At 44.6% G+C, this 24,365-nt stretch carries 19 protein-coding genes; 10 read left to right on the forward strand and 9 right to left on the reverse strand.

The window, feature by feature from the left end; genetic code table 11:
* Nucleotides 1-2,217: hypothetical protein (locus AC6RV6_RS24365; RefSeq protein WP_500243484.1), on the reverse strand; the 2,217-nt coding region annotated here is incomplete at its 3' end.
* Between the two features lie 125 nt (nucleotides 2,218-2,342).
* On the opposite strand from AC6RV6_RS24365, the gene AC6RV6_RS24370 reads away from it, so the two are divergent.
* The 6 genes from AC6RV6_RS24370 (at nucleotide 2,343) to AC6RV6_RS24395 (ending at nucleotide 7,534) form a co-directional block, all read left to right on the forward strand.
* Complete coding sequence (locus AC6RV6_RS24370) at nucleotides 2,343-3,479, forward strand: CIA30 family protein (RefSeq protein WP_500243485.1); 1,137 nt, start codon at nucleotides 2,343-2,345, stop codon at nucleotides 3,477-3,479.
* Between the two features lie 74 nt (nucleotides 3,480-3,553).
* Nucleotides 3,554-4,540 (forward strand): SDR family oxidoreductase, encoded by a 987-nt coding sequence (locus tag AC6RV6_RS24375; RefSeq protein ID WP_500243486.1) that lies wholly within the window; start codon nucleotides 3,554-3,556, stop codon nucleotides 4,538-4,540.
* Nucleotides 4,541-4,605: 65 nt separating this feature from the next.
* A complete protein-coding gene (locus tag AC6RV6_RS24380) occupies nucleotides 4,606-5,523 on the forward strand; it encodes an NAD(+) kinase (protein ID WP_500243487.1) in 918 nt (305 codons plus the stop codon).
* 120 nt (nucleotides 5,524-5,643) lie between these two features.
* Nucleotides 5,644-6,339 carry a response regulator transcription factor NblR gene (nblR, locus tag AC6RV6_RS24385; protein WP_500243488.1) on the forward strand — a complete coding sequence of 232 codons (696 nt, stop codon included), beginning with the start codon at nucleotides 5,644-5,646 and terminating at the stop codon, nucleotides 6,337-6,339.
* A 27-nt stretch (nucleotides 6,340-6,366) separates the two neighbouring features.
* The gene (locus AC6RV6_RS24390) at nucleotides 6,367-6,864 is read left to right on the forward strand and encodes a DUF192 domain-containing protein (protein WP_500243489.1); all 498 of its coding nucleotides are present in this window, start codon (nucleotides 6,367-6,369) and stop codon (nucleotides 6,862-6,864) included.
* A gap of 457 nt (nucleotides 6,865-7,321) precedes the next feature.
* Nucleotides 7,322-7,534 (forward strand): DUF2949 domain-containing protein, encoded by a 213-nt coding sequence (locus tag AC6RV6_RS24395; protein ID WP_500243490.1) that lies wholly within the window; start codon nucleotides 7,322-7,324, stop codon nucleotides 7,532-7,534.
* A 78-nt stretch (nucleotides 7,535-7,612) separates the two neighbouring features.
* Here AC6RV6_RS24395 and AC6RV6_RS24400 read toward each other — a convergent pair whose 3' ends face one another.
* Together AC6RV6_RS24400 and AC6RV6_RS24405 are read right to left on the reverse strand one after the other, a co-directional pair.
* Nucleotides 7,613-8,236 (reverse strand): ImmA/IrrE family metallo-endopeptidase, encoded by a 624-nt coding sequence (locus AC6RV6_RS24400; protein ID WP_500243491.1) that lies wholly within the window; start codon nucleotides 8,234-8,236, stop codon nucleotides 7,613-7,615.
* Nucleotides 8,237-8,581, reverse strand: a complete 345-nt coding sequence (locus AC6RV6_RS24405; RefSeq protein ID WP_500243492.1) for a helix-turn-helix domain-containing protein — start codon at nucleotides 8,579-8,581, stop codon at nucleotides 8,237-8,239.
* A gap of 221 nt (nucleotides 8,582-8,802) precedes the next feature.
* Between AC6RV6_RS24405 and AC6RV6_RS24410 the strand changes: the two genes are divergently transcribed.
* The 3 genes from AC6RV6_RS24410 (at nucleotide 8,803) to AC6RV6_RS24420 (ending at nucleotide 12,089) form a co-directional block, all read left to right on the forward strand.
* The gene (locus AC6RV6_RS24410) at nucleotides 8,803-9,795 is read left to right on the forward strand and encodes a hypothetical protein (RefSeq protein ID WP_500243493.1); all 993 of its coding nucleotides are present in this window, start codon (nucleotides 8,803-8,805) and stop codon (nucleotides 9,793-9,795) included.
* A 74-nt stretch (nucleotides 9,796-9,869) separates the two neighbouring features.
* Nucleotides 9,870-10,979 (forward strand): hypothetical protein, encoded by a 1,110-nt coding sequence (locus AC6RV6_RS24415; protein ID WP_500243494.1) that lies wholly within the window; start codon nucleotides 9,870-9,872, stop codon nucleotides 10,977-10,979.
* A gap of 327 nt (nucleotides 10,980-11,306) precedes the next feature.
* The gene (locus tag AC6RV6_RS24420) at nucleotides 11,307-12,089 is read left to right on the forward strand and encodes a hypothetical protein (protein ID WP_500243495.1); all 783 of its coding nucleotides are present in this window, start codon (nucleotides 11,307-11,309) and stop codon (nucleotides 12,087-12,089) included.
* Nucleotide 12,090: 1 nt separating this feature from the next.
* Here AC6RV6_RS24420 and AC6RV6_RS24425 read toward each other — a convergent pair whose 3' ends face one another.
* Nucleotides 12,091-13,617 carry a phosphomannomutase/phosphoglucomutase gene (locus AC6RV6_RS24425; RefSeq protein WP_500243496.1) on the reverse strand — a complete coding sequence of 509 codons (1,527 nt, stop codon included), beginning with the start codon at nucleotides 13,615-13,617 and terminating at the stop codon, nucleotides 12,091-12,093.
* Between the two features lie 197 nt (nucleotides 13,618-13,814).
* On the opposite strand from AC6RV6_RS24425, the gene hydA reads away from it, so the two are divergent.
* Nucleotides 13,815-15,227, forward strand: a complete 1,413-nt coding sequence (hydA, locus tag AC6RV6_RS24430) for a dihydropyrimidinase (protein WP_500243497.1) — start codon at nucleotides 13,815-13,817, stop codon at nucleotides 15,225-15,227.
* Here hydA and AC6RV6_RS24435 read toward each other — a convergent pair.
* The 5 genes from AC6RV6_RS24435 to AC6RV6_RS24455 form a co-directional block, all read right to left on the reverse strand.
* The gene (locus tag AC6RV6_RS24435) at nucleotides 15,224-15,514 is read right to left on the reverse strand and encodes a DUF2288 domain-containing protein (protein ID WP_500243498.1); all 291 of its coding nucleotides are present in this window, start codon (nucleotides 15,512-15,514) and stop codon (nucleotides 15,224-15,226) included. The two genes, hydA and AC6RV6_RS24435, sit on opposite strands and share 4 nt — an antisense overlap.
* Nucleotides 15,515-15,765: 251 nt before the next feature.
* Nucleotides 15,766-17,055, reverse strand: a complete 1,290-nt coding sequence (locus AC6RV6_RS24440; RefSeq protein ID WP_500243499.1) for a dihydrolipoamide acetyltransferase family protein — start codon at nucleotides 17,053-17,055, stop codon at nucleotides 15,766-15,768.
* Nucleotides 17,056-17,235: 180 nt separating this feature from the next.
* Nucleotides 17,236-18,999: an AAA-like domain-containing protein gene (locus AC6RV6_RS24445; RefSeq protein WP_500243500.1), complete on the reverse strand. Its 1,764-nt coding sequence runs from the start codon at nucleotides 18,997-18,999 to the stop codon at nucleotides 17,236-17,238.
* A 127-nt stretch (nucleotides 19,000-19,126) separates the two neighbouring features.
* Nucleotides 19,127-20,692 carry an AAA-like domain-containing protein gene (locus AC6RV6_RS24450; RefSeq protein WP_500243501.1) on the reverse strand — a complete coding sequence of 522 codons (1,566 nt, stop codon included), beginning with the start codon at nucleotides 20,690-20,692 and terminating at the stop codon, nucleotides 19,127-19,129.
* A gap of 170 nt (nucleotides 20,693-20,862) precedes the next feature.
* Nucleotides 20,863-24,357 carry an AAA-like domain-containing protein gene (locus AC6RV6_RS24455; protein ID WP_500243502.1) on the reverse strand — a complete coding sequence of 1,165 codons (3,495 nt, stop codon included), beginning with the start codon at nucleotides 24,355-24,357 and terminating at the stop codon, nucleotides 20,863-20,865.
* Nucleotides 24,358-24,365: the final 8 nt, after the last annotated feature.

Genomic DNA, 24,365 nt, shown 5'->3' on the forward strand with positions numbered 1-24,365 from the left:
ACTGGTGACTGGTGACTGGTGACTGGTGACTGGTGACTGGTGACTGGTGACTGGGTAACTGGTGACTGGGTAACTGGAAAATTCTTCTTGTAAGACTGTCGGATCGATACCGCGTAATGCTCGAGAACTGCCGACAATCAAAATATCTGGCGCTCCCCATCGCTTCACTCGCTCTCGATATAGAGCAAGTTTTTCATCCAAAAGCGTATTGTTAAAAGATAAACTTGCTGGTAGTCTCGCTACGGCAAGCATGGCCGCTTTTTGTGCTTCTTTTTCTTGCCATACATCTGTTTCTGCCTCTGTTTGACTCTCTGCTTCGAAGTCGGTTTGGTTTTCCTCCTGCCAAATTTCAGTTGTGAGGGATAAATCGCGATCGCCTGCGATTTCCAGATTACCGGTTAACTCAGAAATTGTTTCTTGTCCTGCCAACCATCGCGTTAAACTGCCATCAACTTGTACGGTGAGAAAACACCCGATCGCCAGCCAGATCGCAGCAGCAGGGAAGGATATACGAGACTGTTGGAGATGAGATGATGAGTTTTGAGGGAGGGAAGTTGTTTGTTTTCGGGGGGAAATTGGGGTAAAAAGTTGCGTTACTTTTAAAAGTGTTTGCAAGCGTTGTTGCCATACCGGCCATGTTTGCGGCACAGTGGCAGCATGAGGAGAGAGATCGGCAGAGACGGAAGAGAGATCGGCAGCCGGAGAGATGGGAAAAAATAATTTTGGTTTTTCTGGGTCTGGCGATCGCTTTTGCTCGCTTAATTGGGCATTGCCCTCGAAATCGATGCCGTAACTCCACAACGGAGAAGATTGACCCGATCTCCGTCCGTAAATTCTCGCTCCAGCGAGATCCTCAATCTGTAACTCATTCAACAAGTTCTCAATTTTTTTGGCCACCAGAGTTTGACGGGGACAAACTACGGCTTCAGTCATCACGTGAAGTAAGCGATCTTTAACGCAGAGTTTGACGCGAATGCCTCCCGTGGCCAAGCGTCCTTCCATATCGGGATTGAGCAAGCGTTGCAGGAGAAAGGTCAAGGCTTCAGAATGCTTTTGACGGGCAAGAGTAAAGACGGAGAGAGCTAAGTTTGCATCTCGGGCGGCGGGCAATTCTAACTCATGTACCCATATGGGTGTCGGTTGAGCCTGGTCAAAAGTGCGATCGCCGAGTTGCTCTAATGCCGAGGAGAATCCGCCGAGTGCCAGCATTTCGGACTCTGTTTTCAGCCCATAAATTTTTGCCGTTGCGATCCCTTGAGGGGCTAGATCGTTCAGAATGGGTGCGATCGCGCCGACGACTTCTTCTCGCGAGGGGGCTGGGTTGCGATGGCGATCGATATCGGTTTCTAAGGTCAGGCTTTCTTCGTGCCAACTGGCAAAAATATGTAAAGTTTTGTCTTTAAGAGCCGTTTCGAGCTTAATATTTCGCTGTTTGAAACCGCTTTCCAGCAAGCACTGAATCGATTTTACATCTCCCCATCGTCCCCACTCTCGCAGCATCACCGAGCGACGAGTGAGATCGACTTGCAACATCCAATCGGGGGTTTCTTCTCCTCGAACTTGAGCGCGAATAATTGCTTCTTTAAAGCCCTCTAGTTCTAAATCTCGCAACTGTTGAGCGATGGGTTCGGCGATCAAAGAAGCATCGGGGCTGTAATGACAGCTACAAATGACCCAAAGGCGCTTGAGAGGCAAGCGATCGTCACGATCGGGGAGTTTTTGGATTAAGACCTTAACGGCAACCCCCAGATGAGACAAAGATTCGCTCAAATAACGCGCGATCGCTTCGGGAGTCCCAGTGCGAGCTAAGTTTTCATTGGAAATAGGTAACGCGGGGGGTTGAGGGTTGGCGGTTGAGTTTTGAGGAGCAGTATCGAGGGGAGGTGGAGGAGTTTGCACCCGATCTAACACAATGGACTCGATCCAATCCGGGCGCTGTTTGCCCATTGTTCGACCGTAGAGAATAATTTTATAGATAGGATCTTCTGTATTGCGGAAAAAACGCTGAAAGCTGACGGCTTTGGTTTTCAGGGCGCTGACGAGGCGAGGGAGCAAGCGATCGATTTCTGGGGTTTGGGAGCCTTCGCACAGGACGTGAAGATTATTTCCGCGCAGTCGAATCCGCAAACGAACCCCCGGCTCTTGAATTGCTTGATAGAGCCACTGGGAAAGGGAGGAAGGTTGTGATGTACTTTGGCCCCGTTCGATGTCGAGCATTGGCAAAGGAGAGATGGAGAAAGAGAAAAGTTGAAAGCGGAAATCCTGCGAATCTTATAATCCTGATCATCACGATCGCTAAACGATTGTTACGATAACAAAAAATGGGAAATGGAGGAAGAGAGATGGGTCAGAGAGAAAGTTGGGATTTTGGTCGGTTTGTGCAAACGATCGCTTACTTTGATGCTATACCTTTTCTTGATTGTTTTCCGTGGCTGAGAAATAAGCTCTTGAATATGGATTCTGCTCCCGTTTCCCCCGCTATTGACGATCGCCTTCCTCCCATTCTCATTATGGGTGCAAAAGAAAGCCTGGCAAGACATCTCGTCGATCGCTTGCTCTCGGGAAATTATCCCGTGCGGGTATTGGTGGAAGATATTTCTCGCACCAAATTTTCAAATCGAGAGCGGGCGATCGTGTTGAGCGATCGCATCACTCCAGAATTATTGGCTGGAGTCGGGACGATCGTGGGGTGTTGGGATAAAGAGGGGTGCGATCGTTCTTGGCCAGAAAAATTACAGGCAGTAATGGCACTAATAACAGAAAGAGAGGGCGAACAAACAAAAACTTTATTTGATTTTAGCCAACCTTCTGAGGATTTGCGAGCAAGTTGGGGGGCGGTGGATGATGTGGTCATGGGAGGAGTGAGTGAAAGTGGTATTGCTCTCGGAAATAGCTTTGCGGTCTTTTCCGGAACGGTTTCTACGGCGAATTCTGGTGGTTTTGCTTCTGTGCGCCATCGCAATTTTCAGCCCCCATTAGATTTATCTTCTTACGAGGGCATTCAACTACAGGTTAAAGGGGACGGGAAGCGCTATAAATTTATTGCCCGTTGCGAAGGGAATTGGGATGGGGTGAGTTATTGCTATTCTTTCGATACCGTTGCTAATGAATGGATCTCTCCGCGCATTCCCTTTAATGACCTCATTCCCGTATTTCGCGCCAAAACCTTAAAAGATGCGGGTTCTTTCGATCCGAGTCGGACTTACTCTGTGCAGTTAATGTTGAGTAAATTTGAGTACGATCGCGCTCTCAATCCGACTTTTACCCCCGGTGCATTTTCCCTACAAGTGTGCAAAATTGAGGCTTATGGCGGCCAAAATCTCCCGCAACTCATTTGGATCGGTTCGGAAACACCCGCAAATTCTCTCTCTACCGTCCACATCGATCCCACTCAATTTGCCGAAGATGAGAAAGCGATCGCTCATCACTGTTTCACCCGCCTCCAAATATTTCTAGGCGGATTGACTCATAGCAAATAGCAAATAACCTGCAACAAATGACCACATTCTGATAAAATCTTATAGAAACTTTACAAAAGCGTTTAATATTTTAAATGGAAGTACTGGTGGTCGGTGCCACGGGCACCCTAGGAAGGCAAGTCGCTCGTCGCGCCCTTGATGCAGGTCATCAGGTTCGTTGCTTAGTGAGAAAACCGAGAAAAGCGGCATTTTTGAAAGAATGGGGAGCAGAACTCATTCAAGGGGATATTTGCCAGCCGGAAACTTTAGAGGAAGCCCTAGAAGGAATTGAAATTGTCATTGATGCAGCAACCGCAAAAGCGACAGATTCTTTAAGTATTAAACAAGTAGACTGGGACGGAAAAATCGCTTTAATTCAAGCCGCGAAAAAAGCAAAAATCAAACGTTACATCTTCTTTTCAATTTTAGATTCCGAAAAGTTTCCTCGCGTTCCTTTGATGGAAATTAAGCATTGTACGGAATTATTTTTAGCGGAGTCCGGACTTAATTATACAATTTTCAAGCCCTGCGGTTTTATGCAGGGATTAATTGGGCAGTTTGCCATTCCCATTCTTGATAATCAAGTGGTTTGGATAACGGGAAAAGGTGCAGCGATCGCTTACTTGGATACCCTCGATATTGCTAAATTTACCATTCGCGCCCTCGAAGTTCCCGAAACGGAAAATCGCACCTTTCCTCTCGTTGGTACCCGTGCGTGGGGAACTGACGAAATTATCCAATTGTGTGAGCGCCTATCGGGAAAGGTGGCAAAAACCTCTAAACTAGAGTTGCCTGTTTTGCGCTTCATTCGTCGCATTCTCCGATTTTTCCAGTGGGGTGGGAATATTGCCGATCGCCTGACTTTTGCGGAAGTGCTGGCCAGCGATCGTCCTCTGGATGCGTCAATGGATGAAGTTTATGCTACCCTCAGACTCGATCCTCAAGAAACCACCACCCTTGAAGAATATCTGCAAGAGTATTTTGCACGAATTATGAAAAAATTAAAAGAAATTGGCTACGAAAAAGAAAAAGAAAAGGAGCGCAAAAAGAAAAAACGTTCTCCGTTTAAAAACAAATCATAATGCTTGCGATCGTCTTTAATGGTTCTCGTGTTAAAAACTGTTGTTAAAAAACTGGATTGTTGACCGTGCCAAAAGTAGGCATTCTTTATAACGATATCAAACCCACTGCTTGTCGTATTGCCAGTGAAATTCACGATCGCTTGCGCGATCGCGGTTGCGAAGTCATCTTGACTTCGAGTTATGGCGGCATTCTCGGCTTTTCTAAAGTCGATAGTCCCCAATGTCATACTCCCATCGAACATTTAGTCCCGCCAGAGTTCGACGAGAGTGTTGATTTTGGCATTGTTTTTGGAGGAGATGGCACCGTCTTGGCAGCATTTCGTCAAGTTGCCCCTTTAGGCATTCCTTTACTAGGGGTTAATACCGGACATATGGGATTTCTCACAGAAACCTATACCAATCAACTCTCCCAAGCGATCGAAAAAGCGATCGTGGGAGAGTATGAAATTGAAGAGCGCACCATGCTAGCCGTGCGAATCTTCAGAAAAGAGAGTCTCCTCTGGGAAGCCTTATGCTTGAATGAAATGGTTCTGCACCGAGAACCCCTAACCAGTATGTGTCATTTCGAGATCCAAATCGGCCGTCACGCCCCTATTGATATTGCTGCGGATGGGATCATTGTTTCGACTCCCACGGGATCGACGGCTTATTCTCTCAGTGCAGGAGGTCCAGTCGTTGCTCCCGGTCTGCCTGCACTCCAACTGATTCCGATTTGTCCCCATTCTCTAGCCTCTCGCGCCCTCGTTTTTTCCAATCAAGAGGTTGTGAAAATTTTTCCAGCCAATCCTAACCCAATGGTCATGGTTGTTGATGGTAATGGCGGTTGCGCTATTTTACCGCAAGATCGGGTACAGATTGAAAAATCTCAATACTCAGCCAAATTTATGCGCCTGCAACCCCCAGAGTTTTTCCGCATTCTCCGAGAAAAACTCGGTTGGGGACTTCCTCACATTGCGAAGCCGACATCGGTAGAACTGCCGTAATCAGTTAATATTCACCAGTTAAGAGGGAATGGGGAACAAATAACTAGAAATTACCAACCAATAACTGATAAGCATGTTATAAATGGGAAAATTGATAAGCATTTATACTCAAAGTTTTTTATGGTAACAGCAGTTTTAACGCATTCTCCTTGTATTCTCTTGGTTAGACCGGAAGAAGATTTTACACGACAGATCTATCGAGATTTGACAGAGGCGGGTTATGATATCGCGATCTCTTCGGATGTCGATCGCTCTCTTCAACAAGCTAACGATCTACAGCCGGCAATGGTACTGGTCGATCGCACTCAAGCAGGAGAGGCCGGATTTCAATTTTGCCGCCAACTGCGAGAGATTGGGAGTCGAACTCCCGTACTGATGTTGATGTCTACGGATACTGTCAGCGATCGCATTGCCTGTTTGGAAGCCGGGGCAGATGATTACATTCTCAAACCCTATCGCCCGGAAACCTTGTTACAATTGGTCAGTCTCTATCTAGAGGTGCCAAAGAATAGCTCCGAACAATTGCGCTTTGGGGATTTAATTTTAGATTTAACCACCCGTCGGGCAATTCGCAAGGGTCGGGAATTCGATCTGACGATGAAAGAATACGAACTCCTGAAATATTTAATGTCCCATCCTCGCGAGGTGGTGACCCGGGAACAAATTCTCGAAAATGTTTGGGGTTACGATTTTATGGGTGCCTCGAATGTGATTGAGGTTTATATTCGCTATTTACGCTTGAAAATCGAGGATGAAGGCGAAAAACGACTCATTCAAACCGTGCGCGGTGTTGGCTATGTTTTGCGCGAACCCTAAGAAAAGATGAAGGAGAAAAGATGAAACATGAAAAGTTTTAAACTGGGTTGGGTTTTTTTGTTCTGTCTATTTTTTCTCGGCTGTTCTCCGGCCGCGACTTCAGAGGATACCCATTCGATCGCTGGGGAAAGTTTGGGTCAAATGTTACCAATTCGCGCAACGGCTGTGATGGGAGGAAAAGTCATTCAACTCGAAGTGACGGAAACTCCCGAACAACAGGCTATCGGTCTGATGTTTCGCGATCGCTTAGCCGACGATCGCGGCATGCTATTTTCTTTCGATCCTCCTCGTCCCGTCGGTTTTTGGATGAAAAATGTCCGCATTTCCCTCGATATGATATTTTTACGAGATGGCGAAATTCTCTCGATCGCTGCGAATGTTCCTCCCTGTAATCAGCCGGCTGCTCAATGTCCGGCTTACGGACCTCCCGATGCGATCGATCGCGTGATTGAATTGCGAGGGGGACGTGCCGCAGAATTGGGACTCAAAGTGGGCGATCGCGTGACGATTGAATTTTTAAATTAAGATATTTCTTAATCAATTCTATTTTTAGCTTGCCATTGTCTAAATTTTTGTTATAATGTTTTTCTCTTGTCGGGTACTATGATTTAATTCAATTAAAATCAAGTTCAAAATTATTCTTTTCCGAACAATTGCAAAAACTGAGTATTCAATTATTTTTGGTGTGAGAATCTTTGTTCAGTCAAAACAATGCAGTATAGGGAATTTGTAAGCAAGAACTTTCAGAAAACTCTTTTAAGAGAATTGATTCCGTAACAGAAATCTGGTTCTAGTTGCTTGTAGCAGTCAGAATTAGCAGACAAAATAAAATATTGCTGTCCTCGATCGTGCGATTGCCAACGCAGTTTTATTTTTTCTAACAAGATCCTGTTTGATTTGTGACAGATTGATTTCTGTCTACTTTAATCTCATTTTAATAAACCTTGAAGGATAAAATCTTTTTTAATCAGGAGGTGGGGAAATGCAGCCCGTTACTTATGCTCGGTTTATTCGTTTTCTACAAGAAGAATTAGCGTTACCCAAAGAGGCGATCGCGATCGCTCAACGGTATTTTGAACGAGATTCTGGGTCTTTTCCCATGATTCTCTGGCAATACGGTCTGATTAGTCTCGAACAATTAGAACGCATTTTTGACTGGCTGGAAGAATCTCCTAATGAAACCGCCCCCAGTTAAACCAGAGTTCTCGAAAAATTTCCCCCAAAAGAAAGAGGTGTTAGAAGATTTCTAACACCTCTACAAGTTCTTAAAAACTTAACAGCGCACGAGTTCTTTTGAACCTTCTTTGAGATACACCCACCCCAAGTCCTTGAGACGGTGCAGCAAGTTGGAAATCGTGACCCCAAAATCTGCCGCGATCGCATACAAATCCGGCCATTGTGTTAGATCTCGACCTTGGATATATTCCTCTAACAAATGACGGGGCATTAACAGACAACTGGCAAAATACTGCGCCTGCCATTCGATCCCTTGGATTTGCGAATCATTGCGACAGAGTAAGGGATTCACTTGAACGCCAACCCCTTTTTGCCGCAATTTTAAAACGCGATCGACCGCCTGATGGTCGATATGCAATACCCAATGTCCTATCTCATGAGCAATAGTAGACTCACTAAAACCCTCTTTTAAATCCAAGATAGTCTCATTAATTTCGATCAGTCGTTCTAACGGTAAAATCCGCGCCGCAATTTCTCCTTCATCGTCCTCGGGTAGGACATCCCACACCACATCTAAGCCTAAAAATTCGGCGACACGGCTGGAATCAAGGGGAAATATCGGGGCATGGCGATCGCTTGCTCGCATTGCCTCTAAAACATCGAGGGCGCGACATTCGATTTCGTGCTTGTCAATAAAGCGAAAGGGTTTGAGGACGCTCATTTACTTTAGGGTGTCTTGACTGGCTTCTTGGAACACTTTTTCGGCAAATTCCGGGCTTTCCCGCAAGCGACGAAACAATGCAGGCAAAGATTTATGATGCTGTCTGAGCAGATCCTCTTCCTTTTGGGGAATGCGCCCCGCCATAAAGATTAACTCCTCCGCATCCAAATCCAATTCCCGCGCCAAGCCTCGGATCACGTCCTCTTTCGGGGCGTATTCGGCTCGGTTGTTCTCCAGTTTTGAGAGGTAGGTGAAATCCAGCCCGAGTAATTTGGCGAGATCTCGTTGACTGTAACTCTTTTCTTTCCGCGCTTGGCGGATAGTTTGTCCAAACTCTTTGTTCACGGTTCTTATCTCCTTACAAAATTTATTCTACATTGTCTTGACTTAGAATTCAACATAAGGTTATTATAGCTATAGAGTTGATTAGAAAGTCAATCCAAGATTTTCACCTCCCCAAATCATGTCTGCATCATACAGGCGAGATGAATAAATGAAACTTTATTCATCATAACGTTTCGTGCGAACGAACGATCTATTTTATTGTCTTTAATTGAGGATTTACCATGACTCAAACACCGCAACAGGACAACACCCCAAACAGCAAGGGGCAAATTTTATCAGCTTTTCGCCAACTGTTGGCGCAACGACAGGCGATCGCGTCAAAAGTGGCAACGAAAGAAGAGGAAGCGGAAAAAGCCAAAAATCAAGAATTGCTGGAGACGGCTGCAAGCTATACGGTTGACAGTATCGTTAACGGTATGGCTGCATTGCAATTAGATTTTAGCGGCATTGTCACCAATTTGGCAGAACGGCTGACGAATGAATCAGAAAAACTGGAAGAATTAAAACGCGCGATCGCCGTCGAACGGGACAATTTAGACCAGTTACAGAAGGTTCGCATTGTTGCCGATGCGCTCTATATTTTACGACAAGAGCATCAAGAAAAGTTAACAGTGTTGGAGACGAATACCCATCGTCAAACGGAAACGATTGAAAAGGAAATGGCGCAAACGCGCAAAGTTTGGACAAAGGAACAGGCAGAATTTACAACCAATATTGAAGAACGAGAAGCCTTAGCGATTAAAGAACGAGAAGAAGAATCCGGCGATTATGATTATGAGATTGAGCGATCGCGTCAGATGGAAATGGATGAATATGAGGAGAAAAAGCGACTTCAAGAACGGGGTTTGCAAGAAGAGAGTCAAGAGAAGGAAAAAGATTGGGCGGAACGAGAAATAATCTTGACGGATAATCAAACAGAATTTGAGGAGAATCAAGTCAAAATTGAGGGATTTGAAGAGGAATTAAAAGAGGCATTTAAAGCGGCGAAAAATAAAGCGATTGAAGAGTGCGATCGCGATGCCAACGTTAAAGCTAATTTGGTGGCGAAAGAATGGGAAGCAGAACACCAAGGTTATGAATTACGAATTGCAGCTTTAGAGGCTTCTATTCAGCGCCAAAGCGAACAAATTTCCGAAATCACCACCCAACTTCAAGCAGCAACCAATCAAGCACAAAGTTTGGCGATGCGAGCTTTTCAAAGTTCTGCAACTTAATTATTTTGCCCTCTAATCTTCAATTTTAGAGGGTGAAGTTTACAAATTTCACCAATATTTTGAGGTTACAAATCATGGCTAAAAATGTCGGTCCTCGTAACACGAAAGCCGAAATTCTCGAAGCATTGAACGAATTGAAAAAGGAAAAATCCGAGCTGCAATCTCAACTGAAAAAAGCTGCTAATGGCTCAAAAAAAGAAGACTCTGCTCAAACTTCTCCTATTGTTAAAATTGCTCCCCCTGAAAAGAAAACCGAGAAAAAAATGATGACTCAAAACCAAAGTTCTCAATACAATATCGAAAAAATTCTTACCAGTTTGGCACAGTTGCAAGTTGGTTTTGGGGGTGCAACGAGCAATCTTTCCGAACAATTGATTGCAGAAGCCTCAGCGCTGGAAGATTTGCAAACATCGGTGAATGAAGAAGCCGAACAATTACAAGAACTACATGAATTGGAAGCAATTGAGGATAATACTCTCGATACTTTGGTTGAGTCTTATGAAGAGAGTTCTAAGACATTTGAGGATGAGTTAAGCGAACGTCAAGAAATGCTAGAACAGCAGCTTCAGGACTTACAAAAAGCGTGGCAAAAAGAACGAGAAACACATCAGCGTGAAATTAAAGAACGGAATGAAAATCATCAAAAAACACAACAGCGCAGCTTAGAAGAGTATCGTTATCGTTTAGATTTAACACGGAATTTAAGCGATGAGGAGTACGAACAACGGAAGAAGGAATTATACAAAGAATTGTTGGAGACTAAGACGGAACAAGAAAAAGCATGGAAGGAACATGAGGAAGAACTTGCTAAGCATGAAAAAGAATATGCAGAGGCAAAACAGAAAGTTGAAGAACATGAGACTGAGTTGGAGAAAAACAAGAAGGAAGGGAAAGAAAAGGGTCAGCGTATCGGTCATTATAATGCTAAGGTTGCTTCGGATCTTCGTTCTAAGGAAATTGAAGGGGAACGTCGCAATTATCAATTACGAATTGAGGCATTAGATCAAACGATTCAAACTCAAAATACTCGTATTGATAAGCTGTCACAGCAATTGGATGCAGCCCTCAAACAAGTTCAAGATTTGGCGGTTAAAGCGATTGAAGGGACGGCAAATCGCAATGCTTTTGATGCGGTTAAGGAAATTGCTAACGATCTGGCAAAGAATCAACAAAAAAATAAGTAATTTCTGAATCAATTAATTTTGGAGGGTTAAATCTAACCCTCTTTTTTGGATTTTCTCTCTTATTATGCTTTTGGCAATTGGAAATTGAAACCCATTTTTTATAAAGTAATAGCTTTAATACCAATTTCAAGTGAGGTCGCATTCCTACAATGCCTTTATAGATTGAGTCTTTCAAAAAGTAATTCGCGATCGCGTGATGAGTTTGAGGATTGAGATTTTCACTTTTTAACAGAAATTCCCTGATTCAATCGCTACGATAGATTTAGAAGAGTACGATCCATCAACTACAGGGTGCATTGAGACTTAACAAAAATTGAGGATCTCGCGATGAATGCAAGAGAAATTAGAAATTTTGGTTGGTTTACTGTCATTTTAAGCCTGTTCATTCTCGTCACTTTTGGGATGCTGAAATGGTTGGGAATTTCGACGGGCAGTTTTATCGACTGGATTGTCGGGGCGGCAAGTGTTTGGTGGTTAATTGCGATTGTTACGATTCCTTGGAACGTTCATTTTGGTGCAAAAGAAGTTCTCGTGGATGCCGAACGGTCTCGAGAACAAGAGGTTTCCGTCGATATCGAACAGCTGCGTTATGTCCGCCTCGTCATGCAGCGATCGCTATGGGTTGCGATCGGTTTGCACTTCGTTTCGGCACTGGGATTATACATTCTCGCGCTAACGGGAGTCAGTCGCATTGGTTATGTGAGTTCGGCGGCCATGCTTTTGTTTACGGGCTTGCGTCCGGCAGTGTCGTTTTATCAATATCTTGCCTATCGTTTGCACTCGATCCGTCGCGAGTTCAAATATCCCCGTGAAGATATTGTCGAAGTGCGAAATCGTTTAACCCAAACCGAAGAATTAGTCAAAGAATTACAAAAACAACTCAACTTGGAAAACGCCGATTCTGTTGTTTCTTCTCAACAGCGTCAAGTTGAGGCCATTCGTCAAGATTTAACCCGTTTGGCTAGTGCTTACGAAAGCTTGAAAGCACAAAACCAAGCGGAACACGATCGCCTTGCCCGAGAAGCAAAAAATGCGATCGCGCAATTGAGCGAAGATAGCGAATTTCTCGATCGCGTTCGGGAAATTATCCGTTTTTTCAAACAAGCATAAACTATTTTTTTAACGGCGATAAATCGAGGTCTGTAAAAGGTGGAAAAAACTCTAAAAGTTGAGTGACAATATTTTCAACGCCTCCAGCAACATTAGACTCGATATTCAAAGGAATAACGGGATCGTGAAGGGATAATCGCAATAAAAACCAGCCATTTTCATCGGCAGATTGGCAAGAGACTCGCACGCCTTCGTAATTATTAGGAACAATCTGCCAACCTTCTCGGATTGTTGCAAATTCTTGCAATTTTTCAATGACGGTATTGCCGTAATCTTTAAAATCTGCTGCACTAATTTTTAAACGAAATTCTTTACTTTCTTCGGGTTCTTTTAAATTCGCCAGCAAATCCGATAAGGATTTCCCTTCTAACTTAGATTTTGCTAACTCAATTAAGAGTTTGGTTACGAGATAAGCCCCATCATCGAGAAAATGATTCTCTTTCATTGCGCCATGACCCGATGTTTCGATCGCCAACCAAGATTCTTGCCCGTCTTGGTTCAAACGGATAGACTCATTAATGACATTCTTATAACCTCGTTTAAAGCGATGGTGTTTTCCGTTTAATTCTTGCTCAATAAATTGGCTTAAACCATCAGAAGTAATCGAATCCGTGACAATGGTAGAACCCGGATGCTCTTTTAAAACAATAGCAGAAATCAGTGCAATTAAACGATTGCGATTGAGTTCTTTCCCCGTACCATCCACCGCAGCCCCGCGATCGACATCTGTATCAAAAATAATGCCAAAGTCTGCTTTATTTTCCAAAACCGCTTGACAAATAGCCGCCATTGCCTCCTTATTTTCTGGGTTGGGAATATGATTGGGAAATGTGCCATCGGGTTCGAGAAATTGGCTTCCTGTTGTCTCTGCACCCAAAGGCTGGAGAACGCGATCGCAATAAAATCCGCCGGCACCATTCCCGGCATCAAGCACAATTTTTAAACCTTGTAAAGGCTGCTGAAAATGTTCGGGATGATTCACGCTTTCACGAACTTTTTCAACTAAGCCAGCCGCATAAACCGAGATAAAATCGTATTGAGAAATCGTTCCGACTGAGGCAGCATTAACAAAACTATTGTTTTCAGCCAGTGTTAAAATAGCGCTAATATCTTTTTTGTCTAAGCCGCCACAATTTGTGAAAAACTTTAAGCCATTGCGATTAAAAGGGAGATGACTTGCCGTGAGCATAATTGCACCATCACAGTTCAACTCCGGCGCGATCGTACTCATAAACATTGCTGGAGTTGAAGCAATACCAAAATCGTAAATATCACAGCCTAACTCGCTCATTCCTGTCATAACAGACTGCATTAACTGGGGACCCGATAGGCGACTATCTCGACCGACAGAAATTTTTAATTCGGGAAGATTTTTGCCGATTTTTTGCTTTAACCAAGTGACAAAGGCTTTCCCTAATCGATCGATAACCTCTGGCGTTAAATTTACTTTTTCCTCGGCAACCCCTTCTAGGGCAACTCCACGAATATCAGAACCATTTTGGAGTTTTTTCCAGTTAAAATTTTGCATGATAATTAATTATTGGGGTTTATTTTAGGAGAGCGAGTATTATCTCTAAAAGAGGTAAACTCATATTAATCAAAATATACCGATCGCTCTCAAATTGTAATTACAGAAATCTAAAGAAAATCATATTTTTTGGCGATCGCGCCTCCATTGCTCCGATACTAAACTCCCATAGAGAATTTTAATGGGGAAGGCTGGCCATGAGCGAGATTTTAATTAAAGGAGGAAGAATCGTCACCGCCGTTGATGATTATACTGCCGATATTTTCGTAAAAGATGGCGAGATCGCAACCATTGGCAAAGAATTAGACATTCCCAACGCCCAACACCATGATGCCTCGGGTTTATTGGTTTTACCGGGGGGAATTGACGTTCATACCCACATGGAAGGAATGCAAGGCATTGCGATGAACTGCGATACCTACGAAACAGGAACCATTGCGGCAGCCTTTGGCGGTACCACAACGATTATCGATTTTGCCTACCAAAAAAAAGGTGAAAGTGCTAAGAAAACCCTCGACGATCGCCTTGCTTTGGCAGAACCGCAAGTTTGTATTGACTTTAGTTTTCACTTAATTCTTGTCGATGTCAATCCAGATGTTTTGGCAGAACTTCCCAGCCTCATTGAAGTGGATGGCATCTCGAGTTTTAAAATGTACATGGCTTATCCAGAAATTTTGATGGTGGATGATGCCTCAATCTTTCGGACGATGCGGAAAGTGGGCGATCGCGGCGGTATGGTCAATCTCCACGCTGAAAACGGGCAGGTAATTCAAGTGCTAATTGAGGAAGCCTTAGAACAAGGTAACACTTCTCCCAAATATCACGCCCTCACTCGCCCTCGCTTAATGGAAGCCGAAGCCACCCATCGCGCCATTCGCCTCGCAGAATTGGCCGAAGTTCCCGTCTATATCGTTCATTTATCCGCCCCAGAAGCCTTAGAAACGGTCGTTGAGGCCCGCGATCGCGGTATTCCTGCCTTTGCTGAAACCTGTCCTCATTATTTATTTTTAGATGCCAACGAATACGATCGCCCCGGCTTTGAAGCAGCAAAATACGTCATGACTCCTCCTTTGCGAGAACATCATTGTCAACACCATCTTTGGCGAGGATTGCGTTTTGATGACTTGCAAATTGTTGCTACGGATCATTGTCCTTTTTGTCTTAACGAACAACCGTTAGGGATGAATTATTCCAAACAACTCGGACGGGACAATTTTGCTAAAATTCCTAACGGCGCACCGGGAGTAGAATTGCGTTTGGCGTTATTATTTGATGGGGGAGTAAAAGCCCAGAAAATCAACCTCAATCGCTTTGTACAGCTTGTTTCAACTGCCCCGGCTAAGATGTTTGGACTCTTCCCACAAAAAGGAACGATCGCCCCCGGTAGCGATGCAGATTTAGTGTTATTCGACCCCAATAAAAAACAAACAATTAGTGCAGCAACCCATCATTCTCGGGTCGATTACAGTATGTTTGAAGGGCGAGAAGTTACCGGTAAAGTAGAAAAAGTATTCTTACGTGGAGAACTGATTGTTGATGGCGATCGCTGGTTGGGAAAAGCGGGAAAAGGGAAATTTTTAAAGCGATCGGCATCAGGCAGAATCATTTAAACTGCACAGATCAAAACGAAAGGTTGTACAATTAAAGCCTTAAACATCTTCTCGGGCTGTGTGTTCCAATGACCCAAATCCTCCACAGAAGGTTTTTTCAATAGTTGTTCGTCGATCCAATGTTCTACAGATTGTTTATTATCTTCTGCGATCGCAATTCCCACTTCCACTAAATCTAACAATGGATTGACGATAATAATTGTATCTCGACTGGCATGAGGTTTTAATGTATTCCAATCTACCTCAGCGAGTTCCTCTTGCAGTTGTGTTTGTAAATTTTCTGTCATTATCTTTAATTATTTTCGTTGATTTTGCCAAGGCCATTTCGTTCCCATTTCTGTCAGTCCAGAAAAAAGTAAATAGAGAAGCAAAATTAAAATTCCGCCAATTAGCCAGAATGGATCTGAATTATTCATTTCCTTTGCTTGTTTAAGTCGCTAGTTATCGGTCTAGCTTGATTCAACGTCTCTAAAATCCCCCTTAAAAAGGGGGACTCTCTTAAAAAAGGAGACTTTGACATCTCTCTTTTTGTTGCTTTTTACATCGTTAAGGATTGAACGTCAGTTTCGATTAACTTCGCCAAATCTTGTAAGAATGCGGCAGCATCGGCACCGTAAATGACGCGGTGATCGCAAGTTAAATTCACCTGCATCTGACGTTTAACGCCTAACAAACCGTCCGAGGTTGCCACCACTTGGGGACGAGAAGCACCGATCGCTAAAATTGCCCCTTGTCCCGCAGGAAGAATGGCATCAAAGCGATCGACTCCAAACATTCCCAAGTTAGAAAGGGTAAAGGTGCCGCTATTGTATTCATCCGGTTGTAACTGTTTGGCGCGGGCGCGATCGACTAACCCTTTCCAATTGCGAGAAAGGGAATAAATATCCTGTTTGTCCGCATCTTTTAAAACAGGGGTAATGAGTCCGCCATCTGGCATGGCAACCGCAACGGAAATATTAATCCCACTGGGATACGCGATCGCGTCTTGGGTATAAGCCGCATTGACAATGGGGTGTTTTTTCAGTGCCATTGCAACCGCTTTGGCCAGCAAGGCCGTCATGGTCACACCCTTGGGTTTAATTTTTTTATAGAGTTTATCCAACTCATCCGTCGTAATGGTATAGCCCACGTGAAAATCGGGAACCCCCACACTCGCCAGCATATTTTTCACCACCGCCTTTTGCAGAGTATTCATGGGTTTGGTTTCCCCGGGGGTTGTTGCTGCCGGAACATGAACGGGTTGCGGAGAAGGGGGGGGAGCTTTGGCCACAGTCGTTACGGCGGGGGTGGTGACTAAAGCCGTGGTGGGGGTTTGACCCGTTGCTATCTCTACATCTTCGGCGGTGATGCGTCCGTAGGGACCGCTTCCTTGCAGGGTTGCCAAATCGACTTTCAGGGTTTTGGCTAATTTGCGGGCGCGAGGAGAGGCGACAATTCTACCATTGCGGCTACTGACTGCCGGTGCCGGCGCTTCGCTAACTTGCGGCTGAGGAACGCTTTGAGGGGCAACTGGGGCGGGTTGGGATGGCGGGTTGGGGGAGGGACTCGAAGCAGCCGGAACATTTTGCTTAGCTTGTTCGATCTCGGCTTCAGTTTCCGCGAGGAGGGCGATCGCGCTACCCACGGGGGCTTCTTGTCCGGCTTCGACTAAGATGGTGGCCAGATAACCCGAATAGAACGATTCCACGTCCATATCTGCTTTATCCGACTCCACCACGACAACGGTTTCCCCTTTTTCTACCTTATCCCCGGGGGATTTGACCCAAGAGACGATTTTCCCTTCGGTCATGGTGGAACTCAGTGCGGGCATGAAAATGTCGTGAATCATTCTTCTTTGTTCATTTTTCGATTACCAATTCTCAATTATCGATTATCGATGTCCCCATTATCAAGATGTTGGCATCCTTTTTCAGGGCGATCGCCGACACGAAGCTAGGTTTTTGAGAGAATTCTTATCTCTTTTATTGTTGAGTTCAAATATACGATTCAAGATTTTTAGCGATTGAATCTACTCCTCATTATCAAAACAAAAATTCAATGTAGAACTCAGAGAAATGCAATCGCCTCCATTACGTTTGGATTGAAATAAGGCTTCGCTGGCAGCGTTAATTAAGGTCGAGGCCGGGATTTCTTCATTCGGAATCGTACTGGCAATTCCGAGGCTCACTGTCACGATATCTTTAGCAAAACCGCCATATTTATCAGTATCAATCGAAATACCTAACATTTCAATTTGCTGTTGCATTTGTTCGGCAAATACCAAGGCTAAACTCCCATCAGTTTGAGGGAGGAGGACAATAAACTCATCGCCACTATAACGAGCGATCGCGGTTGCGGGAAGGTCAATTCCTGCCTCCAAGACTCCGGCAATTAATTGCAAGCACTTATCGCCCTCGGTAAGACCGTGGACATCATTAAAAATCTTAAAACAGTCAATATTACAAATAATAATCGTGAGGGGTATTCCCGTGTTAAGCAGTTGCTGCCATTCTGCTGCCAATCGCTCTTCAAAACTGCGTCGATTGAGCAATCCTGTCAATTCATCGAGATTTTGTAACTTTTGTAGCTTTTGGTTTTGCTGTTCGAGTTCGAGTAAGCGATCGCTGTTAGTTGCCAGAGAAAGAGAATTATTCTCTTCTGCTTCAGCCAATTGCTGGCGAAAATAACGGCGATACAGTTCGTAGCGGATGCTAATTTTATTGCCTTGGAGCATGACCAGCCCCAAGCTCTCTAACTTATAAGCCAGAATGGGTTTGAGGGGAATGGGAGAGTCTGTGGCGATCGCCGAAGCGATGGCACGGGTTAACTCCTGATTCTCTTGCAAACTCAACCAATGTCGCCGCAAATGTTCGCGGTAAATCCCTCCTTCGGTGGCACTCTCTTCTAAAAGCTGCTCTAAATTTTTCGGACTCGAGGGATTCTGACAGGCGAGATGGTAGAGTGCCAAGCGAATGAGGAGGGGATGCCCTCTCACCAGTGCCATGAGTCTTTCAGTTTGACCGGCATGCCAATCTAAACCGTGTAGGCTGGCGAGAGCTTCTACTTGTTCGACGGTAAATTCTGGGACGGTTAAGGGCAAGCCAACATTAAACGGAGATTGATTGATATTGAGAGGGACGTAAACCTCAGTCGAATAAACCACCACTAAGCGTAATTTTTGCCAGACTCCTAACTGTTTGGCTTCCTCATGCCACGATCGCAATAAGGGTAAAAATTCCCCTGCAAGTTGAGGGTATTCAAAGAGCGAATTGACTTCATTTAATGCTAAAACAACAGGGCGATCGAGATTATCGAGCAAATACCATTGAAAATAACAAGTGCAGTTGACCTTACTACCGAGGTCTTCATCCCAATATTCGTCTAAGTTCGGTTTGAAATTTAATCCCCGACTGACTTGAGTGCAAAAACCCCGTAAAAATTTATTGAGATCGCTGCCATCGATTTGTCGAAAATTAACGCTGACTTTGTAATATCCCAAAGCCTCAGCACGAGCGAGAATTCGATTTAAAAGGGAGGATTTTCCCATCTCTTTCGGTGCTTTAATCCGCAGCACGCAACCCGGTTTGAGAATCTCATGATATGCCTGTTCTTCTAAAGGAGGGCGAGGTATATAAAAGAGAGAGTCGAGAGGGACGGGTCCGTTCGGGTATTCTAGAGCAGGAGGATTGGAGAGAGAATGGGCAGATGGTGTGAGAGAAGATGGTGTTTTCATCGCTTCACCTGCAATAGATTCACTGCGAGCAGCATCAATTGGAGATTGGAAATCGGGCATGGCGATCGCTCTGAAACAGTTTGAGAAGATGCTGGGCTTAAATAGTTATCTTACTACTTTTGAACTCGGGATCGTAATCCTATTTTCTCTTTAGTAATTCATTTTTTGCAGAAATTTATAGTTTGAATTAAGGATTCACGCGATAGAGATGCACGGGTTGACTAATTCCTTTTAATCCTTGCGCTCCCATGTCTTGCACTTGTAAACTCAAGCGATCTTTAACCACATCATAAACAGTTTGAGACAGACAAATTCCCCCCGGATCGGCCTTACTTTGCAAACGAGCAGCGATATTTACTCCCAACCCCAACACGTCCTCACCACTAAAACACACATCCCCTAAATGAATGCCAATGCGGTGATAAAGAACTTCATCGGGGGCTAAGCGATCGCTTGCTTCTCGTAAGGATTTTTGCATAGCGATCGCGCAAGCAACGGCATTAACGGCACTGGCAAAATAGATTAATAAACCATCTCCCATCGATTTTAAAACTTTACCATCGTATTCCCGACAAACATCTCGCATGAGTTGGAAATCTCGTTGAATGAGGTTTAATAAATGGGTTTGATCGGCAACCATTTTTTCGGTAGAACCGACAACATCGGTAAAAATAATTGCCGCTAAATTACTGTCGGGAATATCATAATCTCCGTACAATCCCAATTGGGCGCTAAAATATAAGCGATAAAGTTTGCACGAACAATGACATTCACTTCCTTCCAAGGCAATTAAACCCATACTGTAGAGCTTGTAGGCGGCGATCGATTCCAAACGCACGCGACCGGGAGTGGAAACCACTTTCTCATAAGCCTCTGCTAATTGAGATTCTCTTTGGAGCGTCCCCCACAATTCTCTTAAATGTCCTCTATAAATTCCAGCTTCTGTTGGCGCTTCCCGTAATAACTTTTCTAGGGTTGCGGTTTCTCGGCGAAGATGGTAAAACGCCAGTTGAATCAGATAGGGATGACCGCCAATGGTTTCCATCAGGGTTAGCAAGTTTTGCTTTCCCGTTTCCGACCCCGCCCACTCCAATTCATAGAGTAAAGCTAAATCTTGTACCTGATCGAGGGTAAATTGCGGAACCTGAATAGGTAAGCCCACATTAAAAGGAGATTGATTGAGATTTAAGGGAACGTAAATTTCTGTGGAGTGAACGACGACTAATCGGAGTTTTTCAAATGCCGTTCCTTGCTTGGCCTGTTCGTGCCACGAGCGTAATAGGGGCAGAAAATCTCGGGCGATGGAGGGATGCTCGAAAACGCGATTGACTTCATTGAGCGCAATCACAATTGGTGTTTCGATTTCCTCGAGCAAATAGCCCTCAAAATAAAGCGTACAACTAACTTTACTGCCAATATCTTCATCCCAAAATTCATCCAAGAGGGATTCAAGCTTTAATTGGCGAGTAATGATTTTACAAAACCAGCGCAAAAAGCGATCGATGGAGGTAAAAATTGACTCATCGGTTTGCTGAAAATCGATGTTAATGGTATGAAACCCTTCTGTTCTGGCGCGATCGAGAATTCTCGCCAGTAAAGAACTTTTTCCCATTCTCCTCGGAGCCTTAATGCGAGTGACACTACCGGGTTTGAGAATTTCCCGACAGGCGAGTTCTTCAATAGGAGGTCGCTCGATATAAAAATGAGAATGGGGAGAGAGGGGCGTGCCGGGAAATTCCAAATCGAAGGTCATGGAAATTTGAAGATGAAAGGACGAGGATGTAAGGACGAGGATGTAATGAAAACGAGACGGACAAAATGGAATTCAATATTTTGCTAATTCTAACATCTTAAACTTGACATACTCTCACCGCTAAGCGCTTGAGCGTTCTAGCAGGAGATTCTTGAACTCACATTCAAGATTTATCGCTCGGCGCGATCGCACAACTGCCGATCTTCTGCCTTCAACTCAGTATTGGTTCGCAGATAGTCTTGTATCCAATTGCAAGCATAAGTAAATTCATCTAAATTCAGGATGCGTTCTAAATCCCAAAGAATGGCGGTATTGTCCCAACTGGCAGTGGCCAACGTCCTGCCATCGGGAGAAAACTCTACGCCGACGACGGCAGCCTCATGACCGGTGAGGGTCGTCAGGAGTTGACCTTCTCGGTTCCAGAGTTTAACCGTTCCATCCACACTCACTGTTGCAAGGGTTTTGCCATTCGGGGTAAAAGCAGTCCCGGCAATGCCTCCATCGTGTCCGGTGAGGGTGGCCAACAATTTTCCCTGCAAATTCCAGAGCTTGGCAATACTATCTTCTCCACCCGTAATCAAGACTTGACTATCCGGGGCAAAAGCAACAGTAGAAGTACCGAGCTCGTCAGCGATCCAAGAATTCAGTAATTCTCCTTCTAAATTCCAGAGTTTTACGGTACTGTCCCAACTGGCTGTCGCTACGGTTTGGCTATCGGGAGAAACTGCCAGTTCTAAAATGGTTGCCTCGTGACCGAGGAGAGTGGTTAGCAATTCTCCCTGCAAATTCCAGAGCTTGGCCGTTTTATCGGCACCAGAAGTCGCTAAAATCCGACCGTTGGCGGCAAAACTGACCCCCCAAACATCATTACTGTGACCGATCGCTGTTGCTATTGTCTCTCCCTCCAGCCACAATTGAGCCGTTTTATTGCCGCCGACCGTGGCGATAAAACGGCTGTCGGGAGAAACAGCGACTCCAAATATCGTGCCATCGCGTCCGACGAGGGTTTGCTTCAATTTTCCCTCTCGCGTCCAAATTTTGGCGGTTCCGTCATCGCTACCGGTAACCAAGGTTTTCCCGTCGGGAACAAAAGCAACATCCCAGACTCCCGCCTCGTGTCCCGTCAGTACTCTCAAAAACATTTCCTGTAAGTTCCAAAATTTCGCTGTTTTGTCATCGCTGACTGTTACTAAAGTTTTTCCATCGGGAGCAAAAGCAACATCCCAGACCCCCGCTTCATGTCCCGTGAGAGTAGCGAGCAGTTGTCCCTCTCGCGTCCAAAGCTTAATCGTATTGTCCTCGCTAGAAGTCGCTAAGGTTTGATTGTCTGGGGAGAAAGCAACGCCTAGGACTCTAGATTCGTGACCTTTGAGGGTCACTTGTAACTCTCCTTCTAAGCTCCAGAGTTTGGTAGTTTTATCCGAACTGACCGTTGCTAAAATTTCACCGTCGGGGGAAAAAGTTACGCCCCAAATCTGAGCATCATGGGCAATGAAGCTCTTCAGCAGTTTTCCCTCTAAATTCCAGAGTTTGGTGGTTTTGTCCGAACTGACCGTTGCAACAATCTTACTGTCAGGGGAAAAAGTTACGCCCCAAACCGAAGAAGTATGGTTGCTTAAGGTCTGCAGTAATTTTCCTTCTCGCGTCCAGAGCTTGACGATACCATCTTCTGCTGCGGTGGCGATCGCTTCTCCGTCGGGAGAAAAGGCAACATCTAACACGGCGGCCTGATGTCCGGTTAAGGTCTGCAGCAATTGTCCTTCTCGCGTCCAAAGTTTGGCGGTATTATCTTCGCTGGCCGTGGCGATCGCTTGACCATCGGGGGCAAAGGCAATTTCCAAAACTGGAGCGATGTGGCTGCTAAAAGTTGTCAACAATTGTCCGGTCTTGCTCCACAGCTTAGCTGTCGTATCTTTGCTGGCGGTGGCGATCGCTTCGCCGTCGGGAGCATAAGCCACTCCCCAAAGGCCGGAATCGTGACCCAAAAGGCGATTGTATTCTTTGGTTCGATAAATCGCTTGGCGCAGGGCATTTTTCACTTGTTGTTTCGTTTGCGGATCTACTGTCGCGATCGCTTGCACTCTTTGCGTGGCTTTGATCGCTTCGAGCAGCGAATCAAACTTTTTCTGAGAGGCAAAAAGGGCATTGGCAGAAGAAACAAGGGCTTGAATTTCGCTAATTCTGGCACTGCTTTCGCTCTCGATCGCTTTGCGATACTGTAAAAAAGCGGTAATGCCTAAAATCGAGGCTCCGAAGAGAGCAATACTTGTTGCCCCTAGCAATAATCTTTGTATTTTGGCTGTTTTGCGATCGCGGATTAATTGTGCCTCAATGACCCGGGCGCGTTCGGCAGCTCGCCGGATTTCCATTTCTTGGCGATCGAAAGCTTGGCTCGCTTTCAAAAACTGATAATCTACATCACTCAAACTTTTTCCTTGAGACCAGTCGAGGGCATTTTTCAAAGCTGTTCCGCGCAATAATCTCGATTCATCGCTTTGTTTTGAAGCGTTCCATGCTTGTAGAACTTCTGAATAAGGGCGCAATTTTTCCAGTTGTTTTTCAACCCAATCTAAGTTAAAAACTTCTTGATAAATTCTATTTTTAATTTTTAATTTTCCTGCCGATTTAACCACTAAACCCGATAAGAGTAATTCAATATGCTCTCGGCTGTCATCGGCTTTAATGTCGCGTCCCTGTAAAATTTGTTGGCACATTCCCAATAATCGGGCGCTATAAACTTCATTGTGCTTGATGCGATCGCGGATCGTTCGCAGATGTTCGGGTTCGTCGTGGGATTCCCATTTTTCAATGATTCTCGATTTGACCAAACTTTCCACCCAAAAATTTTCCGCTCCTGGGGGAATCATGAGAACTTCACCGCTTTCATTATGACTGACTTCAATCGCGATCTGGCATAATTTTTGCGTTAAAAAAGGCTGCCCGGATGTCCAGTTTAAAATTTCTGCGAGGATCTTTTTTTCGTTGCCATTTCTTGTCGTCAATCCTGCTATCAGAGGATCGATTTCGTCGCGCTTAAAACCTTGTAGTTCAATCGCTTTACCAATATTAAATGGCGTTCTCTTTCGATCTGAAATTAAATCTGAGGGGGTCGCCACTCCAAAAATCGCAAAAACAATGCGTTTGTAGCGCGGATCGTGGGATCTTTGATTATAGCAAAAGCGAATTAAGGCAAAAAAGTCATCAATGGGAAAATTAAGGCTGAGAATACTATCAATTTCATCGACAAAAATAAATATTTTTTCCTCAGTCAATTCTTGCAAAAGAACTTCAGAGATAAATTGACTCAATTTCTGCACGAGAGAAATATCTTCTTGTTCTGCCCACCAAGTCTTTAATCTGATGTGTCTTAAGAGTCGAAATCCCCGCCACAATTCAACAGCGATGCCTTTATACCATTGAGTCGGAGTAATATTTTCACTACCAATTGTGGTCATGTCAATACTGGCACATCTAAATCCTTCTCGTTCTAGGCGATAGCGGGTTCGAACTAATAGAGAAGATTTCCCGACTTGTCTGGAGTTGAGAACGTAGCAAAATTCTCCTTGTTTGAGAGCCTCATATAATTCTGTATCGGCACGTCGCTCCACATAACTTGGCGCATTGTCAAGGAGGCTTCCTCCGACTTGATAATGATAGTTACTCATTCAATTCT

The sequence above is a fragment of the Spirulina sp. LEGE 11439 genome (assembly GCF_059821285.1).

Bases quoted from the DNA above. Each gene is read 5' to 3' on its own strand.
- AC6RV6_RS24370 (WP_500243485.1), top strand. From the start codon at position 2,343: ATGGGTCAGAGAGAAAGTTGGGATTTTGGTCGGTTTGTGCAAACGATC.
- AC6RV6_RS24375 (WP_500243486.1), top strand. From the start codon at position 3,554: ATGGAAGTACTGGTGGTCGGTGCCACGGGCACCCTAGGAAGGCAAGTC.
- nblR (WP_500243488.1), top strand. From the start codon at position 5,644: ATGGTAACAGCAGTTTTAACGCATTCTCCTTGTATTCTCTTGGTTAGA.
- AC6RV6_RS24390 (WP_500243489.1), top strand. From the start codon at position 6,367: ATGAAAAGTTTTAAACTGGGTTGGGTTTTTTTGTTCTGTCTATTTTTT.
- AC6RV6_RS24395 (WP_500243490.1), top strand. From the start codon at position 7,322: ATGCAGCCCGTTACTTATGCTCGGTTTATTCGTTTTCTACAAGAAGAA.
- AC6RV6_RS24400 (WP_500243491.1), bottom strand. From the start codon at position 8,236: ATGAGCGTCCTCAAACCCTTTCGCTTTATTGACAAGCACGAAATCGAA.
- AC6RV6_RS24410 (WP_500243493.1), top strand. From the start codon at position 8,803: ATGACTCAAACACCGCAACAGGACAACACCCCAAACAGCAAGGGGCAA.
- AC6RV6_RS24415 (WP_500243494.1), top strand. From the start codon at position 9,870: ATGGCTAAAAATGTCGGTCCTCGTAACACGAAAGCCGAAATTCTCGAA.
- AC6RV6_RS24420 (WP_500243495.1), top strand. From the start codon at position 11,307: ATGAATGCAAGAGAAATTAGAAATTTTGGTTGGTTTACTGTCATTTTA.
- AC6RV6_RS24425 (WP_500243496.1), bottom strand. From the start codon at position 13,617: ATGCAAAATTTTAACTGGAAAAAACTCCAAAATGGTTCTGATATTCGT.
- hydA (WP_500243497.1), top strand. From the start codon at position 13,815: ATGAGCGAGATTTTAATTAAAGGAGGAAGAATCGTCACCGCCGTTGAT.
- AC6RV6_RS24435 (WP_500243498.1), bottom strand. From the start codon at position 15,514: ATGACAGAAAATTTACAAACACAACTGCAAGAGGAACTCGCTGAGGTA.
- AC6RV6_RS24440 (WP_500243499.1), bottom strand. From the start codon at position 17,055: ATGATTCACGACATTTTCATGCCCGCACTGAGTTCCACCATGACCGAA.
- AC6RV6_RS24445 (WP_500243500.1), bottom strand. From the start codon at position 18,999: ATGCCCGATTTCCAATCTCCAATTGATGCTGCTCGCAGTGAATCTATT.
- AC6RV6_RS24450 (WP_500243501.1), bottom strand. From the start codon at position 20,692: ATGACCTTCGATTTGGAATTTCCCGGCACGCCCCTCTCTCCCCATTCT.
- AC6RV6_RS24455 (WP_500243502.1), bottom strand. From the start codon at position 24,357: ATGAGTAACTATCATTATCAAGTCGGAGGAAGCCTCCTTGACAATGCG.